Source organism: Chryseobacterium sp. CFS2, assembly GCF_036543225.1.
GTDB classification, from domain to species: domain Bacteria; phylum Bacteroidota; class Bacteroidia; order Flavobacteriales; family Weeksellaceae; genus Chryseobacterium; species Chryseobacterium culicis_A.
Window position 1 is genome coordinate 23,796 of record NZ_JAZHQU010000006.1, and the last position, 19,015, is coordinate 42,810.

Annotated in this window: 11 protein-coding genes; 6 read left to right on the top strand and 5 right to left on the bottom strand. The window is 37.3% G+C overall.

What is annotated here, in order from left to right:
- Positions 1-634 precede the first annotated feature (634 nt).
- The gene (locus tag ODR02_RS14865; protein WP_309512661.1) at positions 635-2,248 is read left to right on the top strand and encodes a hypothetical protein; all 1,614 of its coding nucleotides are present in this window, start codon (positions 635-637) and stop codon (positions 2,246-2,248) included.
- An 82-nt stretch (positions 2,249-2,330) separates the two neighbouring features.
- On the opposite strand, the gene ODR02_RS14870 is transcribed toward ODR02_RS14865, so the two are convergent.
- The 5 genes from ODR02_RS14870 to dnaK all read right to left on the bottom strand — a co-directional run bounded on the left by ODR02_RS14870 (position 2,331) and on the right by dnaK (position 11,256).
- On the bottom strand, positions 2,331-3,473 hold the full coding sequence (locus tag ODR02_RS14870; protein ID WP_309512662.1) for a cytochrome-c peroxidase: 1,143 nt from the start codon (positions 3,471-3,473) through the stop codon (positions 2,331-2,333).
- 6 nt (positions 3,474-3,479) lie between these two features.
- Positions 3,480-5,072 carry a DUF6850 family outer membrane beta-barrel protein gene (locus ODR02_RS14875; protein ID WP_309512663.1) on the bottom strand — a complete coding sequence of 531 codons (1,593 nt, stop codon included), beginning with the start codon at positions 5,070-5,072 and terminating at the stop codon, positions 3,480-3,482.
- Complete coding sequence (locus tag ODR02_RS14880; protein ID WP_309512664.1) at positions 5,062-6,408, bottom strand: DUF4876 domain-containing protein; 1,347 nt, start codon at positions 6,406-6,408, stop codon at positions 5,062-5,064. The genes ODR02_RS14875 and ODR02_RS14880 overlap by 11 nt, the downstream gene beginning before the upstream one ends.
- Before the next feature lie 26 nt (positions 6,409-6,434).
- The gene (locus ODR02_RS14885; protein ID WP_309512665.1) at positions 6,435-9,155 is read right to left on the bottom strand and encodes a TonB-dependent receptor plug domain-containing protein; all 2,721 of its coding nucleotides are present in this window, start codon (positions 9,153-9,155) and stop codon (positions 6,435-6,437) included.
- Positions 9,156-9,357: 202 nt separating this feature from the next.
- A complete protein-coding gene (dnaK, locus tag ODR02_RS14890) occupies positions 9,358-11,256 on the bottom strand; it encodes a molecular chaperone DnaK (RefSeq protein ID WP_209787870.1) in 1,899 nt (632 codons plus the stop codon).
- 464 nt (positions 11,257-11,720) lie between these two features.
- On the opposite strand from dnaK, the gene ppk1 reads away from it, so the two are divergent.
- From ppk1 to ODR02_RS14915, 5 genes are all read left to right on the top strand, one after another.
- Entirely contained in the window at positions 11,721-13,793 is a 2,073-nt protein-coding gene (gene ppk1 / locus ODR02_RS14895; RefSeq protein ID WP_209787867.1) for a polyphosphate kinase 1, read from the top strand.
- Complete coding sequence (locus ODR02_RS14900; protein WP_309512666.1) at positions 13,790-14,674, top strand: Ppx/GppA phosphatase family protein; 885 nt, start codon at positions 13,790-13,792, stop codon at positions 14,672-14,674. The genes ppk1 and ODR02_RS14900 overlap by 4 nt, the downstream gene beginning before the upstream one ends.
- 320 nt (positions 14,675-14,994) lie before the next feature.
- Entirely contained in the window at positions 14,995-15,648 is a 654-nt protein-coding gene (locus ODR02_RS14905) for an NAD-dependent epimerase/dehydratase family protein (protein ID WP_309512667.1), read from the top strand.
- Positions 15,645-15,794: a hypothetical protein gene (locus ODR02_RS14910; RefSeq protein ID WP_156106575.1), complete on the top strand. Its 150-nt coding sequence runs from the start codon at positions 15,645-15,647 to the stop codon at positions 15,792-15,794. The genes ODR02_RS14905 and ODR02_RS14910 overlap by 4 nt, the downstream gene beginning before the upstream one ends.
- Positions 15,795-15,931: 137 nt before the next feature.
- Positions 15,932-18,967 (top strand): choice-of-anchor I family protein, encoded by a 3,036-nt coding sequence (locus ODR02_RS14915; RefSeq protein WP_309512668.1) that lies wholly within the window; start codon positions 15,932-15,934, stop codon positions 18,965-18,967.
- Positions 18,968-19,015 lie beyond the last annotated feature (48 nt).

Sequence of the window (19,015 nt, forward strand, 5' to 3'; positions counted from 1 at the left end):
GTAATTTTCATAAACAATTAATAATTAAACACTTAACCCAACAGTAAAGAACAATAATGATCTAATATTCATCCCTATTCTATCTTATAATTATCCATTAAATCTGTACAAAAATGAAATGATTAAAGCACTTTAAATAAAAAAACTCTTCCAAGCGGAAGAGTTTTTTTATTACAGTTATGATTTAGGCAATTCCGGCGGACGCATTTTGTATTTGTAACTGTTCAGTGTTTTCAAAAATGCTACGATATCAAAAACTTCGTCATCTGTCAGATTCAGTGTTTGCTTTAATCGTTACAAAATCATTGGCAGAAAACATTTATTTCAGAGTATAAAGCAATAGGATGTAAATAACATGTCATTTACTAAAGTTTCAATAAAAAAAATAAACCGCACAATAGAGTAATTACTCCACACAAGAATGATAAAAACACAGAAACCGTAATCAAATAACATATGATGTATATGTGATGTACGTATGATGTATATCAAAACATGCAACAACCTGGAGTATATCCTTACTTTTATTTGAAGAAATACGATTCAACAAAACGCAAGGATATACTATTCTTTTTATGAAATACTCACAGAAAAAGAGATATTAATTTATTTTAATTCTAAATTCTTATATATTATGAAAAAAAAATTATTACTAGCAGGCTTGCTTACCACCTTTTCCCTGGTGGCTAAATCACAAGTGGGGATCAATACAACTAATCCTCAGGGAGTATTTAACATTGATGGAGTAAAAAATAATCCAACAACAGGAACCCCGACAGCAGCTCAGGCTACAGATGACCTGGTAATGACTTCTAATGGTAATCTGGGACTGGGGCTTACCACTCCCGGCACCACCCTGGATGTGAACGGAGCCATTACCAACCGTGAAACAACACTGGTTGTTACTGGTAACGCAGCTACTATTCCAGCTAATATAAGCCAGGTACAGCTTACCGGTGCTGCTACTGCAACAATTGCTATTACGGCGCCTGCTGCCCCCAATGCAGGTCAGCGAATCGTTGTTTTTAATAATACAACGGGAGGCTTTGGTGCTGCATTAGGTGGTGTTACCATTCCCAATGGTAAGGCTTTGGAATATGTATACAGTAACTCTGGCTGGAGATCTACGGATGGTGGTGCTGTAGGAGCTACTTCCATTAATATTTATAATACAGATGGTACACTTACCAGTAATAGAACGGTAACACAGGGTGCCAATACTCTGGCATTTACCGGAACCCAGACCAATGCATTTTCCGTGGATGGAAATACCTTATCAGTAGATGCTGCCAATGACCGCGTAGGGCTTGGTACCAATACACCTGATACTAAACTTACCATCAGTACACCCGATAATAGTTTCGGTTTGAATCATACCAATGGTACAATCAATCTGAAAACGTATATTGGGGGAGGATCCGCCTACTTTGGAACTACCACACCCAACAACCTGCATCTAGTAACCAGTAATAGTATAAAGATGACAATTACTCCTTCTGGCAATGTGGGGGTAGGAACAAGCATTCCGGATAATTCAGCTTTACTGGATCTCAATTCGGCTACTAAAGGATTTTTGCTGCCAAGAGTATCGTTAACATCAATGACAGATGGAGCAACAGTTCCTTCACCTGCAAAAGGATTGATGGTTTACAATTCTAACACAGCATTAACTCCTTATGGAGAGGGACTTTATTATAATTCAGGAACTTCCGGAGCACCCAACTGGAATAAACTATCCCCTCAGAAAAGTGATTATATCTTATCACAGGTAGTAGCGGTTGCAGCAACAGTTCCTGTAGATCAGGCTGCTGTGGGAGCAGGCAACATTATAGATAATATAGATCTTGGCTTAAGCGCTACCGTAGTGGTTCCTGCCAATTCTACCGCCAAAATATTAATGACCTACACTGTTCCTATGGGCACTTTTCCTATAAATAACAGTAATACAGTTGTTAATGGATACTTTGGGATTCGTTTTGTTAAAGACGGAGTAGAAGCACCGGAGGGTTCCCGAAAATATTCTGTTCCCTATTCTTCTTCCGGTTCGCATATGATAAGTGTTTCAGGGAGTTTTTCTGAAACCGTTGTTAATAATGGATCATCGCCTCTGAATATAGTATATACATTGAATGGCTATGTGGAAGGGACTGCAACTGGTACCAGGTTTAATATGTTCGCTTCATCCGGATCAAACTTCAACTGGGGTAAGGGATCTTTAAGCGGGACCATATTTGCTAAAGGGAACTAATACAAAGATTACCTATAAATTCTATTTTCACAATGGAATTCTACAAAAAAACTCTTCCGCTTGGAAGAGTTTTTTATTACAGTTATGATTTAGGCAATTCCGGCGGGCGCATTTTGTACTTGTAACTGTTCAGTGTTTTCAAAAATGTTACAATATCAAAAACTTCGTCATCTGTCAGATTCAGTTTTTCTACCATTCCTGATTTGTGAGGAAATTTCGGATCATTGAGCTGATCTGCTTTGGGTATTTCTCTGCCCATTCCGGCGTTATACATCATGACGATATTGGCCAGTTCAGGGAAAAGTCCGTTATGCATATAAGGTTTATTTTCAGAAACCTCTCTCAGTGTAGGGGTTTTGAATTTTCCTACATCTTCATTTTTTTTAGTAACGATATATCTTCCCAGATCTTCATATTTCCTTCCGTAGTAGGTGAGTCCAAGATTATGGAACTTCTGGTCAGAAAAATAAGGGGTGTTATGACAGTTGATACAGTTTGCTTTTGTTCGGAATAAATGAAGCCCGTTAATTTCAGAATCCGTTAAAGCATCTTTTTTTCCGGAAACGAATTTATCAAACTTTGATGGCGGACTGATGAGCGAACGTTCAAAAGTAGCAACAGCCTTTGCAATTTTCTCTTCAGTCACTTCCCCATTTCCAAAAGCTTTGACAAAGAAAGGTTTATAATCTTTAATTTTTCGGATATTTTTTGTTGCCATTGACATATGAAGATTCATTTCTACAGGATTTTCAATGGGAGCTTTTACTTGCTCTTCCAAAGTTGATGAACGACCGTCCCAGAAGAATGTTTTGGCATATCCTATATTCACCAGAGTAGGTGCATTTCTGGTTCCAGTCTGCCTGTCATGACCAAAAGAAACTCTGCTTCCGTCTGACCAGCCTATTTCGGGATTGTGGCAGTTGGCACAGGAAATCTGTCCGCTTTTAGAAAGTCTCGGATCAAAGAACAACATTTTCCCCAGTTCCATTTTATCTTCGGAATAGGGATTATCTTCAGGAAAATTCATTTTAGACAAAGGTCCGATATCCTGAAAACCTTCTTTAGCTTCATCAAATAAGTGAGCAGCCGGCCATTTGCTCTGGTCTCCACTGCTGTATAGTGTACGAAGTTCTTCCACGGTATATCCCGTAGGGTCATTAGAACTATAACTTAGTAAACATATTATCCCGGCAATTGCCAGAAAAGCAATATATCTGTCTTTCATTATTTTTTAATAATAAACATTCAATCCTACCAGGGCAACATGATTAGCTCTGCCATTGTAGTCAACTTGATTTTTATAAGTACTGTTCATCAGCCAGATCTGGGAAAAACTTGCAAACAATTCATACCTTATTTTGTTCTGATCAAAAATATAATTTGCATTAAAATTAAGACCAATTTTAGGTGTTGCATCATACGCAAAGTCCGGCTGTGCTATTTTAGTTGCAAAGATATTCTCTTTTGTGCTTTGATAAGGCTGATAATTGAATTCTTTTTCCAAAGGAACATAAAGATTTTGAGAAAGACCAATAGCCAGTTTATGAGAAGATTTTAAAGCAAATTCCTTTTCAGCTCCGAGTCTGTAATTGAAAAAAGACAGTTTTCTATCCATTACTACAGACAAATCTTTTACACGATTTTTCCCATAGGCTGCATCGAAAAGAACCTTGAACGCCTCATTTTTATGATTAAACCAGATCAGGCTATTCTGCCAGGAAAGATTCTTCTGCTCCAGACGGTATGATGTGTAATCCAAAGGATAATTGTAATTGGTATTCAGCTGATCCTGATACGTCATCATAGAAGCCCATTTTTTCCCATTATAATTTTCTAAAAAGTTAAGGTAGAAGCTATGCAGCTTTGTTTTCAGCCCGGAATATTTTGTATAGTCTTTCTGCCAGTTATAGTTTGCATCCTGATATTCAAAAACTCTGTAGAAGCGTTCAATAAGGTTTTTGTAATCATATCCGGCAGAAAAATGAGTATTATTACTATTAAAGGCATATTCTCCGCCCCAGATATAGCCTCCCATTTTATATTCAGAAGTTTTATATTGGGTAATTCCGATATACTGATTACCGTAGCCTTCGTTATAACGGATATAAATACTGTCATTCGCAGGTACATTTCCTTTCATATTCACAAACATGATATCATTTCCTTTGTAATGATGCACATAGCTCAGTTTTCCAAATAGAACGTGCTGCTTCCAGTTCAACCCTAATTTTGCAAAAGCTTTGTATTTATAATCATCTACTTTGGGTCTCGGATCTGCATTCTGACGATAAGATTTAGCATACATTCCTTCTCCTCCCATCTGAAGAATGACTGGTTTTACCGGATTATAGGCAAACTGTCCGTTGATAAGATAACTCTGTTTCTGCCATTTTGCCGAACGGGAAACCCAATAATAAGAGGGATTGTAAATAAAGGAAGAATTGTTCGTTCTTTCATCACTGAGGATATAAGGAACATTGTCTTCGGTTGTTTTGTCTGCTTTAAGTCTTCCTGATAAAGCGATCTTATGATTAAGCTTATATACTCCTTCAGACAGAAAAGTAAAACTTCCGGTCTCTTCAGGAGTCTGAACTCTTTTAAAATTTTGCTTTGTTGAAGAATATTGAAAAGTTGTCCTGGAAAAATCCAAGGGCTGAAAAAATGAAATATAGGGATCATTGATTCTGATATTCTTTTCTACAGCACTTATATTAATACTGTCTAACTGAGTTGCCTGAGCATGAAAGAACTGAGTGCCTGCTACAACCAATCCCAATATACTGTATTGAAAAACTTTAATTGTCTTATTTTTATTATTGTGCATATCCTCTAGGGTTTGCTTTAATCGTTACAAAATCATTGGCAGAATTATTCGTATCCTGCAATACTACACGTCCATTGGTAATTTCCTTTGTTTTTCGGATTACAGAAAATCCGGTAAAAGTAGCTTCAGCCTGTCCCGCAGCATTAACAATAAATGTTCTTGAGGCATCTATATCTGCCGGAAAGTCTTTTGGTGCTTTTTGTTCTTTGTCTGTAATATCAATTCCGTCTATGATATAGTTCTTAGGAATTTGCAGAAATAAAGTTCCGGTTGGAGCTTTAGGTGACGCCACTTTTTTCCAGCTTGCCACTTCTGCATCGGTTGCTCTCAGAATTCCCAGCCCCAGCATTGAAGTTACATTAAGGATTAAATCATTGGATGCAATACTCCAGTATGATACCAGCATATCCGGCACCAAAATATTCTGGATATCCCATGCAAAAGGTTTCTTACCAATACTTGTATTATAATCACCCATATAGGTTTCAAAATCTGCATGGCTCAGGTCTACTGTTCTGTCAGGTTCCTGTATCGCTACACCAGTACCGTTGATATCATCAAAAGGCATTTTATGGTTGATAGCGGTTTGAGCAACCACAATACTTTTCCCAGGCAAAATAGGATACTGATTTCCGTTTCCTGGTATTTTAATGAATATATTGGAATATACATATGCTGTGTTTGCCTCAGATCCGCCGCCGGCAGTTTTGCTCCAGTCGTACTGGCCATTCGATAAAGTATAAGTAGTTGGATTATTATTCGTATTCCCCTCCAGAAATACCAGATATAAACCGTCAGCATAAATAGTCTGATCAGAATTGTTGTGAATTTCAATAAACTGATCTCTGAAATTGGCTCCTAATTTCGTATCCGAGCCTGCATAATAGTACTGTTTGATTACAAGATCTCCTAAGTTTCCACTGGTGATTCGGACCAATTTTGAAGAAGTATTGGCATTAATGGTTACTTTTTCATCAAAACCTCCGAAGTGTACAATTTCATAGCTGGTTTCTTCTCCAATCTGTTGCTCATATTCATTCTGCTTCAGTTGCAGTTCAGCCTGAACACTATAAGTTCCCGGTAGAACAGCATCCAAAATCAATTCACCGTCTGCATTTGTCTTTCCTATAATCTGATCTTCTGTTGCAGAGTTTTTCAGAATCACGGTTACATTGGCAACTCCTTTATCGGAAACGGAAGGATATTTTGAAGCATCATATTTTATATTTATGGTAAACGGAACAGGTTTAATCTCATTATTACCAAAGTCATCATCTCTGTTGCATCCTGTCAGAACAAGGACAGGAAATAGGAGTAATAGTATGAATTGTTTCATTATGTTCAAGTTTATTTTTAGTAGTATTAAAATCGGTATGAAATATTTCCTCCAAACGAGGTAGATGTAAAGTTGCCGTATACAGCTCCTCTTTCGTCGTATGCTTTTAAGTTGAAAACATTACTCACATAGATTGAAAGTCTGAAGCCGCTCAGGAAATCCTTGGTAACTCTTAAATGAATATTATGCAGGGTTTTGTTATATAAACCTGAAAGTTTTTCATCGGAAGGTTTCAGGAAGAGTCCCTGATATTTTGGATTAGTACGGTCATTTTCCGGAATCATCTGTGTCTCTCCGTCATGTTTGATATACCCTATCGGATAAATATCATTAACACCATTGAGGGTTCTGTCTGAAAGGAAATGATCTGTTCTCAAACCAATAATCAATCCTGATGAGGCCAGGTGATAGTCAAAACTGAAACTTGCTCTGGCCATAGAACTTTTGTTTCGGGAATCGTTATAAATTCCATATTCATAGTCTTTATCTGCAATCTTAGGAGCAGTGATCTTGTAAAGACCTTCATCTTTATGACCGGAAGTTTCTACATAACTGGCATTGAAACCTATAACAAGATTTAAAGCTTCAATCTTTTTGAAACTTGCCATCAGCTCCAGTCCTTTATCTACGGACTGATATCCGTTAACGATTCTGTTTTGGAGATAATTAAATTTTTCTGTTCCTATCACTTCAAAAGTAGGTACTTCTGTTCCTGAGACATTGACATTTACTTTCGCTTTATCCATAATTTTATGAACACTTGCTGTGGTAAATCCATCAAATAATCGGTTGTAATAAGCTGTAAGGTTAACTGTTGCAAAAGGAAATCTGTAATCCATTCCTACTTCAGTTTTCCAGCTTCGTGACGGTTTCAGATTGGCATTATCTCCCGGCGTAACAACAGTTTGCATGATCGCAGCTGAATAATATCCCGGCAGACGATAATCACCAAGAAGGAAGTCAAAATATCTTGGGGCTGTGTAAATCTGATTCAAAGAAGGAGCTTTAGAAGTGAGCCCAAATCCTCCTCTTACAGAAAATTTTCCCATTTGATACGAAGTATTTACCCTTGGGGAATAGGTAGAATATGAATTCTGCAGATCGTAACGAAGTCCCAGATTGGTTCTTAAGATATGTTTATTCGCAAAAGCTTTCGTAATATTATCCTGGATATAGAATGCATATTGTTTGGATGCAAAAACATGATCACGATAATTAAAGTCTCTCATTCCGTTTGATCCCTGACCTGCAGCATTAAATGTTGTAAACTGTCCTGCAGTTCCGTAACGGCCTTTTCCGAAGTTGTTTCCATATCTGAAGTTTGCTCCGATGCTGTACATATGAACCCATTTGGAAGCTGTCACTTTACTTCCGTTCACACTTAAATCAGTGAAAATAGTAAGTGGTTTACCGTCTGAGAAGGCCTGATTTTCATAACTTGGGGGTGTATAAGGAGCGTAATAAACACCATCAGTGGTTGAATTTCCATAAGGACGGGCTCCCTGGTTAAGCCAGAATCTTCTCTCCGTAAGCTGCGTTGAATAGCTGACCCCTACATCTGCACTGACCGTTCTGAAAAATGGTTTGCTTCCGTTTCGATTAAAGTTATAACTTATATTATTTCCTAATGAAAAACTCTTGTTATCTACATTGATAATCATTCCGTCCAGATCATCGGGATCTCTTTTCCCCTTGCTGGTATTGGTAGAAAACGAAGCGGAGAATTTATTACTGAAACCGTTTTTATTTTTTGATGACCAAAGGAAATTGACATTTGTTCTGTCATATCCTACCAGACTGGTTCTTGGATCAGAAAGTGAATTCATATAGCCCACAGATACATTCAGGGCATTGTTGTTTTTAAGCTTAAATCCTTTTGTAACCCCTACCTGGTAAGTTCCATCTCTGAGCGATGCATCCAAGCGGAGTGGGGATGCTTTGGCAATGGTTGTAACCTTGATAAGTCCTGAAGTTAAATCTCCATATTTAGCATCCGGAACCCCTTGTATTACTTCAATACTTTCAATATTTTCAGTCGAAATTTCTCTTAAATCGACCCCGTAATTCGGTTGGCCTGGTGTTAAATTTCCTCCATTGGTAGAAGTACTAAAACTTATCCCGAAGGGGCCGCTGTTTGCAGAATCATAGCTCTGCATATTTTCATTATTGGATAAGGCAATATCGTTGACCATCAACTGTACACCAAATGCTCTGTTTCCAAAATCATCTCCACCGGGAATATTACCGGATCCTGTTACAGATGATCCGCTTGCTGTTCTGAAAACGATATTTTTAAACTGGGTATTGTCAAATTGTTGTACATATTGACCTGGTAACTGTTGTAAAACATCTCCGATAGAAAATGATTGTAAATTTTGAAGGGCTTCCTGCTGGATAGCAATTTCAGAAAACTGTTTTTTTCTGGCGGTAAGCTGTACGCCTTCAATTCTAATCGCTGGTTTTTCTAAAAAATTTTCTTTGGATGAAATGAATTGTATTTTAAGCTCTTCTCCTTCTTTTAGAGTGATTTTTTCTTTTTTATTGTCGGCATTCAGAAGGGTTATCTGACAACTTCCTTTAAAAGTCAGAGTCTGATCTTTGTAGACCAAGCCTTTACATTTTTCCATTTCTCTGGTCAGAAGTTCTCCCTTTTTAAGTTGTCCATCATGATAGAACTCTACATTCTGTGCAGACAAGAAACCTCCTGCTGTTAAAAAAACAGCACCTGCTAATAACGATACTTTCACCCTTAAAATATTTAGGCCGCAAAATTAATTATAATTATTCTAAATAAAAAGTAGGTTATTGAAATTATTAAAGATATTTTAATGTAAAATAAAATAATATTCATCCGATCTATTTTTATGAGTATTTATATACGAAAAACCCCGCGGTAAACTTTGTTTACCGCGGGGTTGATTTATAATTAAATGTTAGTGTTTACATCTATTATTTTACTTCTTCGAAGTCTGCATCCTGTACATCCTCAGCTCCAGCGTTTCCACCAGCATTCTGAGCTCCAGCACCTGCATCAGCACCTGGCTGTTGACCCGATGCATATAATTCTTCAGAAGCGGCCATCCATGCTGCATCTAATGCTTCAGTTTTAGCTTTAACATCATCAGCGTTTTTAGCTTCGAAAGCTATTTTTAATTCTCCATGAGCTGCTTCGATTGCTGCTTTTTTGTCAGCAGAAAGTTTCTCACCGAATTCTTTCAATTGCTTTTCAGTCTGGAAGATCAATCCGTCAGCTTTGTTGAAGATTTCAACTTCTTCTTTTCTCTTAGCATCTGCTGCAGAGTTTTCCTGAGCTTCTTTCTTCATTCTTTCGATTTCTTCGTCAGAAAGACCTGAAGAAGCCTGAATTTTGATAGACTGTTCTTTACCTGTTCCTTTATCTTTAGCAGATACGCTTAGGATACCGTTAGCATCAATATCGAAAGTTACTTCAATTTGAGGAACTCCTCTTGGTGCTGGCGGAATATCCTGAAGATCGAATCTACCGATTTCCTTGTTATCGTTGAACATTGATCTTTCACCTTGTCCTACTCTGATGCTTACTGCTGGCTGGTTGTCAGATGCAGTAGAGAATACTTCAGATTTCTTAGTTGGAATGGTAGTATTCGCTTCAATTAATTTAGTGAATACAGAACCCATTGTTTCAATACCTAAAGAAAGCGGAGTAACGTCAAGTAGTAATACGTCCTTTACATCACCTGTCAATACACCTCCCTGGATAGCGGCACCAATTGCTACAACCTCATCCGGGTTAACTCCTTTAGATGGTTTTTTACCGAAGAATTTTTCTACTTCTTCCTGGATGATTGGGATTCTTGTAGAACCACCTACCAAGATTACTTCGTCAATATCAGAAGTTGATAAACCAGCATCTTTTAATGCTTTAGCAACAGGCTCCATAGATCTTCTTACAAGATCAGCAGATAATTGCTCGAATTTAGCTTTTGTTAAAGACTTCACTAAGTGCTTAGGGCCAGTAGCAGTAGCTGTGATATAGGGTAAGTTGATTTCAGTCTGAGGAGAAGAAGATAATTCAATTTTAGCTTTTTCTGCAGCTTCTTTCAATCTTTGAAGAGCAATGGCATCAGATTTTAAATCTACACCTTCTTCAGCTTTGAACTCGTCAGCCATCCAGTTGATGATCACATCATCAAAGTCATCACCTCCTAAGTGGGTATCACCGTTTGTAGACAATACTTCGAATACACCGTCTCCTAAATCAAGGATTGAGATATCGAAAGTACCACCTCCAAGGTCATATACTGCGATTTTCTGATCTTTATGGTTTTTATCAAGACCGTAAGCTAATGCTGCAGCTGTAGGCTCGTTGATAATTCTTTCTACTTTAAGACCAGCAATTTCACCAGCTTCTTTAGTAGCTTGTCTCTGTGCATCATTGAAGTATGCAGGAACAGTAATTACCGCTCTTGTTACTTCCTGTCCAAGATAATCTTCAGCAGTTTTCTTCATTTTCTGAAGAGTCATTGCAGAAATTTCCTGTGGAGTATATTCTCTATCGTCGATTTTTACTTTTACTGTATCGTTTGGTCCGGCAACTACTTTATATGGTACTCTTGTGATTTCAGAAGCATCATCTTTAAAATGAGTTCCGATAAATCTTTTAATAGAGTAAACAGTCTTTGTTGGATTCGTTACAGCCTGTCTTTTTGCAGGATCACCTACTTTTCTTTCTCCATCTTCCGTAAAAGCTACGATAGAAGGAGTAGTTCTCTTACCTTCTGCGTTAGGAATAACAACAGGGTCTTTTCCCTCCATTACAGCAACACAAGAGTTGGTTGTTCCTAAGTCAATTCCAATTATTTTACTCATAATATTTTATATTTTTTCTATTTTTAATTTAATTTACACTCTCAATTTCTCAATATCTGTACCATTCGAAGAATTATGACAAAATGACACAATAAAAATAAAAACCCCGATAAATTGAGGTTTTTATATGGTTTAATATGGAAATTTTTTCCTACAAGATTTTATCAGAATGCCATAAATAAGCTTTCCAGGATTTCAATAACTATTTTGAGATTTTTTCTGGTACGTTTCTATAGTACCACAATAAACTGTCATGACTGATCAGAGGTATTCTCTCATTTTTCTTCATAAAAATAAAATTTGATCCATATCAATCCCGTAAAAAAGTATTGATTATCAACATGATTATATTAGTCCAACAGAGTAATTCACCAATCTTTAAAAATTAATCAAAGTTTAACCTAAGAAATAAGGTGATAGTCTTTGTGAATTATTATTTTTGATAAAATATACACACATTTAGAATGTCAATACACTTTAATCCAAGAGATATTACATGGCTTGCCTTTAACGAAAGAGTTTTGCAGGAGGCTATGGATGAAAAAGTACCCTTACATTTAAGAATACGTTTCCTGGGAATTTTCTCCAACAATTTAGATGAATTTTTCAGAGTACGTGTTGCCGGATTAAAGCGTGCCATGGATTTTAAGGAAAAAGTGATTGCTGAATCTTTCTATCAGCCTCCTACCAAAATTCTTCAGAGAATTAACGAGGTCGTTATGAGACAGCAGCTGAATTTCGATAAAACCTGGAAAAAAATCCAGACTGAAATGGCTGATCATAAAGTTTCTATTAAAAACGCCAAAAACCTGACAGCAAAACAGAAAGAGTTTGTCCGACAATATTTTGACGAAGTGGTAGAATCCAATGTGATCCCGATTCTTCTTCATGAAAATACACCTATGCCCTACATGAGAGATAAAAGTCTTTATCTGGGCGTAGCCATGAGAAAAAAAGACTGGCAGTATTCCAGCAATTATGCAATTATTGAAATTCCTTCCCGTTTTGTGGGGCGATTCGTATTGCTGCCAACGGAAGATCCGGAAGAAAAAAATGTCATGTTACTGGAAGATGTGATTACTTTCAACCTTCCTCACATATTTTCTTATTTCGGATATGATGAGTTTGCTGCCAATGCCTTTAAAGTAACAAAAGATGCGGAACTGGATCTGGATAATGATATCAGAACCAACTTCGCAGAAAAGATAGAAAAAGGACTCAAAAACAGAAGAAAAGGAAAACCTACCCGTTTCGTTTTTGATAAAGATATGGATAAAGCTCTGCTGGAACTTCTTATCAGAAAACTGAATCTGACCAAGAAAGACAGTATCATTCCCGGAGGAAAAATTCATAATTTCAAGCATTTCATGGACTTTCCTGATGTTTTTGAAAAGTATGAAAGACCGGTGGAAAGAACCTCTTTTACCCATCAGGCATTTGAACATGGGGAAAGAGTAACGGATGTTATTTTAAAAGAAGATGTTCTCCTTACTTTCCCTTACCATAAGTATAATCCGGTGATTGACCTTCTTCGCGAAGCCGCCATGGATCCGGATGTGAAATCCATACAGATCACGGCTTACCGTCTGGCCAGCAGCTCAAAAATCATTAATGCATTAATCTATGCGGCACGAAATGGTAAGGAAGTGACAGTGATGCTGGAACTTCAGGCAAGATTTGATGAAGAATCCAATCTGGAATGGAAAGACATGCTGGAACCGGAAGGAATTACCGTTCTTGTTGGTATTCCCAATAAAAAAGTACATGCCAAGCTTTGTGTTATCAAAAAGAGAGCCCACAACAAAACAATTCAATATGGATTTGTAAGTACCGGAAACTTCAATGAAAAAACGGCAAGAATATATGGAGACCACCTGTTGTTAACTGCTGACCGTGGCATCATGGCAGATATCAATAAAGTCTTCAATGTATTGAAAAAACCGAAAGATGATTTTATTTCCATTTTGAAAACTTGTAAAAATTTATTAGTTTGCCCTCAGTTTATGCGTGAAAAAATTGTTCACCATATTGATAAAGAAATTGAAGAAGCTAAAGCAGGACGAAGAGCAGAGATCATTGTAAAAGTAAATTCTCTGAGCGACAGACTGCTGATAGAAAAATTATATGATGCCGCAAAAGCTGGCGTAGTAACCAGACTGATTGTAAGAGGAATCTATTGTGCCGTCAACCAAAAGGATTTTAAAGAAAAAATAAAAGCTATAAGTATTGTAGATGAATATCTGGAACATGCCAGAGTAATGTATTTCTACAATAAAGGATCAGAAGACATGTATATTTCTTCTGCCGACTGGATGACAAGGAATCTTGACTACAGAATTGAAGCAGCCGCTAAAATTACGGACAAGAACCTGAAGAAAGAATTAAAAGACATTCTTGACATTCAGCTTAGGGATAATGTAAAAGCCCGAATTCTGGATAAGAGACTGAGCAATGAATATGTAAGAAATGAAAAACAAGAATGCCGATCACAAATAGAAACCTATAAATATTTAAAAGCTAAAACAAGCAAAAAATGAAGATAGCAGCGATAGACATAGGGAGTAATGCAGCCCGCCTTCTTATCAATGAAGTAAAGATTAATAACAGAAAACCTGAATTCATCAAACTTAACCTTCTCAGAATTCCTCTGAGGCTGGGAATGGATGTTTTCACCATCGGAAAGATAGGCCCGGAAAGAGAAAAAATGGTCATTGACTCCATGAAAATCTTCAGTGACCTGATGAAAATATACAAAGTAGATCATTATAGAGCCTGTGCTACCAGTGCAATGCGTGATGCCACCAATGGTAATGAAATCATCAATCTGGTAAAAGAAACGTCAGGTATTAATATTGAGATCATTTCCGGTGATGAAGAAGCAACGCTCATCTATGAAAATCACGTAGCAGAAGGTCTTGACAAAGAATTTGCCTATCTATATATTGATGTAGGCGGAGGTTCTACAGAACTTACCTTTTACGAAAACGGTAAAATGGTTTACGAAAAATCCTTCAATATCGGAACAATCCGTCTTCTCAACAATCTTGTAACGATGGACAACTGGAAGGAAATGAAAGATGAAATCAAGAAAAATATCGTCAGCAAAAAACCAATTGTAGCCATCGGGTCTGGAGGAAATATCAACAAAGTATTCTCCATGAGCAAAACCAAAGACGGAAAACCAATGTCTTTGTCTCATCTGAAAAAGGTTTATAGAGAGTTCAATGAATTGTCCGTAGAAGAAAGAATGAGCAATTACAACCTGAGAGAAGACCGTGCAGACGTATTGGTACATGCTCTGGGAATTTTCAACAACGTAATGTCCTGGTCTGAGATCAACAGGATTTTTGTACCTAAAATCTCAGTAGCAGACGGATTGATCCATAATATTTACAGTCAACTGCAACATAAAAAATAACAACATACAAACAATATTGAAAGCCAGCCATTTTTGTGCTGGCTTTTTCTTTGAGAAGCTGTTTCGCACATTGTCATTGCGAGGAGCAACGCGACGAAGCAATCTCTATGCTCTCTCATATTATTAAGTTTTGGCTAAAGCCAATAAGAAGATTTACCATTTTTAAAGACGAGCTAAAGTCCACCCCTATTGAATTTTAACACAAACATCTTTTATCTTTTATCTTTTATCTTTTATCTTTTATCTTCTAATAAAAATTTTTCAGAATTTTAAAGTAAAACCTCATCTTCATCCGTCATACCAGTATCAATAGCAAAGCAATGAACCTAATCAAAATAATTCTTACCGGAGCTACAGGAATGGTAGGCGAAGGTGTTTTAATGGAATGTCTTGAAAATCCTAATGTTTCTGAAATCCTGAGCATAAGCCGAAAACCTTCCGGAAAAACACATCCCAAACTGAAAGAATATCTTATCCCTGACTTTCTATCCATAGATCTTCATGATGAAAACCTGAAAGGCTATGATGCCTGCTTTTTCTGCGCAGGAATAAGCAGTGTAGGGATGAATGAAGAAGACTACACCAAAATCACTTACGATACAACCCTCCATTTTGCAAAAGCTGTTTTAAACCAAAATCCGGACATGGTTTTCAGCTATGTCTCCGGAGCAAGCACAGACAGTACAGAGAGTGGTAAACTGATGTGGGCACGCGTAAAAGGGAAAACAGAGAATGATCTGAAAAGAATGAATTTCAAAGGAGCTTATAATTTCCGTCCCGGATTTATGAAACCCGTTGATGGTCAATTGAATGTAAAATGGTTTTTTAAACCTTTTATTTGGATTTTTCCTGTTTTTTTCCAATCAAAATCATTAACTTTACACGAAGTGGGTAGAGCAATGATCAAAGTGACACAAAATGGATACCCAACATCTACTTTAGAAATTAGAGATATTAAAAATTTAGCACTATGAGAGACATGTTAAAAAGAATTGTTCTGGTTATTTTTGTACTGTTGCTTGTGACTGCTGTTTCAGGATATTTTTATATGCAGAAACATCCGCTGGAAGGAAATAAATCAGGAACGATTTTAAATTTTTCCGGAAAATCAGGAAAATAATTTCATCTCAACTCTCTTATTCGAACAAAATTCTATCTTTTATCAGAAACAAACCTATTTTTTAAACATTTCTTAAGATTCCATTAAAATAGTTGCGAAACAGAAAGTTCATTTTTGCATATCTAATTGAAGTAAAAATGATCAACAACTACCTATTAAAAGGGTCTGTGATAGCTGCCTTCTTTTTTCAGAGCGGTCTTTTCGGACAGACACTGATTCATTACTGGAATTTCAACAATAACACTTCTGCTGCTGCAGTCACTACCCCATCGTCAACCATGGTGAATGGCTCTCTTGCAGCGATAGCAGGAGGAACAAGTATAATTGATTTTGCCGGTGGTACGGGACAGAATTTTGATTTGCAAAATTTAAATGCCAGAAATGGTGATGCATCCGGAACTCATTTAAGATTCAATAATCCGATTGGAGGAGCTTTACAATTTAATCTTCCTACAACAGGATACAAGAATGTCATTGTTAAGTTCACGACCAGAAGATCCGGACAGGGAGCCGGAACGCAGACATGGTCTTATTCCACAGACGGAACTGCCTTTGTACAACTTCAGACGGTGAATCCTCAGGATGCAGATCCACAATTGGCTACATTGGATTTTTCTGCTATTCAGGGAGCTAATAATAATCCTGATTTTAAATTAAAAGTTGAATTCTCTGCAACAGGAGGCGGAACAGGAGGAAACAACCGTTTTGATAATTTTACAGTAGATGCAACCTCTGTTGGAAGTGCAGACACAACTCCACCAGCGGTCACTTATCTTCCTGCTAATACTACCAATAACGCTTCAATTACCGTAAATCCTACTATTTCTTTTAATGAGAATGTAAGATTAACAGACAATTCAGCAATCAACGATTCTAATGCACAAAACCTTATAGATTTCCGTCTTGGAAATGCTTCAGGTACACAAGTTCCCTTTACTACCACTTTCAGTAATAATACCATCACCGTAATTCCGGCTTCCGGCTTGGTACCGGGACAAACGTATTATGTAGCCCTTAAGCCCAATACGGTAGAGGATTTCAGTGATAATGGCGTTACTGCCGTTACGTCCAGTACTTTTACGACTGCCGGAACTATTATTTCCTTAGAAAAGAATTTCATTAAAGTCAATGAAAATGCAGGAAACCTGGCGTTAAAAATTAATATCACGAATCCATCAACCTCTACAGTAAATCTTGTTGTTAAACCAGCACCATTCAGTACAGCTGATGCTAATGATTTTACTTTAGCCAACCAAACTATTTCTATTACACCTTCTACAACAAGCTACATCGTGAATATTCCGATTATTGATGACACAGTGGCAGAACAGCAGGCTGAATATTTTGTAGTAAGTCTTGAAAATCCTGTGGGAGCAACAATATCAGGAGATAATTCGGCAACCGTTTATATTGTAGATAATGATAAGCCGACACCTGTTCCTTCCCATCAGATTCAATTGAATTACCTCGGAAGTTTTGATCCTTCAGGAAATAATAGCAGCTCTACAGAAATTGTAGTTCATGATGCATCCACACAACGTTTGTTCACGATCAGCTCGATTACAGATGTTTTTGATATTATTGATTTCAGTACTCCGGCAGCTCCATCAGTTGTAAAAACAGTCAATATGGCTCCTTATGGAGGAATTACGAGTATTGCCGTAAAAAACGGAATCATCGCAGCCGCATCTCCGAATACTGATCCTCAGCAAAATGGTTCTGTAGTATTCTTTGATATTAACGGAAACTTCCTGAAACAGGTAACTGTAGGAGCTTTACCGGATATGATCACCTTCTCCCCTGACGGAACAAAAGTAGTGACCGCCAACGAAGGAGAACCTAATGACGCTTATACGGTAGATCCTGAAGGAACTATCAGCATCATTGATATTTCCGGAGGGATTGGAAATCTTACCCAAAGTAATGTAACAACACTCAATTTCAATAGTTTTGATTCTCAGGTAGCAGCTTTAACAGCTACCGGATTAAGAAAAGTAAGAACGAATAATACGCTTTCTCAGGATCTGGAACCAGAATATGTAACCATCAGTTCAGACAGTCAGAAAGCATGGGTAACCCTTCAGGAAAATAATGCCATCGCAGAGATTAACCTGGCAACCAAAACTATCACAGGAATTTGGGGATTAGGCAAAAAAGACATGAGTATTCCGGGGAACGGATTTGATGCTTCGGACAATAATGGAGAGGTTTTAATTGCCAACTGGCCGGTGAAAGCCTATTATACTCCGGATGCAGTACAGAATTATAAGGTAGGTAGCACGAATTATATTGTAACCGCCAATGAAGGTGATGAAAAAGATCTTTCCGGATATAGTGAGAGAACAACTGTAGGAGCTAATACTTATACTTTAGATTCTGTACTTTTCCCTCATTCAAATATTTTAAAGGCTTCTTATAATCTTGGAAGATTCAGGGTTTCATCTGCTACCGGAAATACAGACGGAGATACAGAATTTGAAGAAATCGCAGCTTTAGGGGCTCGTTCATTCTCCATTTTCAATGCAGATACCAAGCAGATTGTTTATGATAGTGGTGATCAGTTTGAAAGATATATTTCCGTGAAGCATCCATTGATTTTCAATGCAGATAATGAATCAAATGCTGTCAAAAACAGAAGCCGTGCTAAAGGTCCTGAACCAGAAGGAGTGGCATTAGGAAATATCAACGGGCAGACTTATGCTTTCATTACCTTAGAAAGAACAGGTGGTGTTATGGTTTACAATATTACAGATCCTAATAATCCTACCTTCACAGATTATAAACATTCACGATCAACTTCCGCATATGGAGGAGACAATGGCCCTGAAGGAATTATCTACATTGCTCCCCAAAATACAGCCGCCAATGGTTATGTGATCGTTGCCAATGAAATCAGTGGAACGCTCTCCATATTTGAAGTCGCTACACCAACAACACTTGGAACTGGTGAAATTAAAACTGAGCAGGCGACATTCAATATATTCCCTAATCCCGTAAACAAAGGAAACACTCTTTATTTCAACAGAAAACAGGATTACGAATTGTATGATATGTCCGGGAAATTAATCGGAAAAGAGAAAAATGCTTTAACAATAAGCACGTCCAATCTTTCTACAGGAGTTTACCTTGTAAAAACCTCAGAAGGACAGATAAAAAGAATTATTATAAAGTAAAATATAATATTTAGTTGATTGAAAAAGCTTCGGATTTCCGGAGCTTTT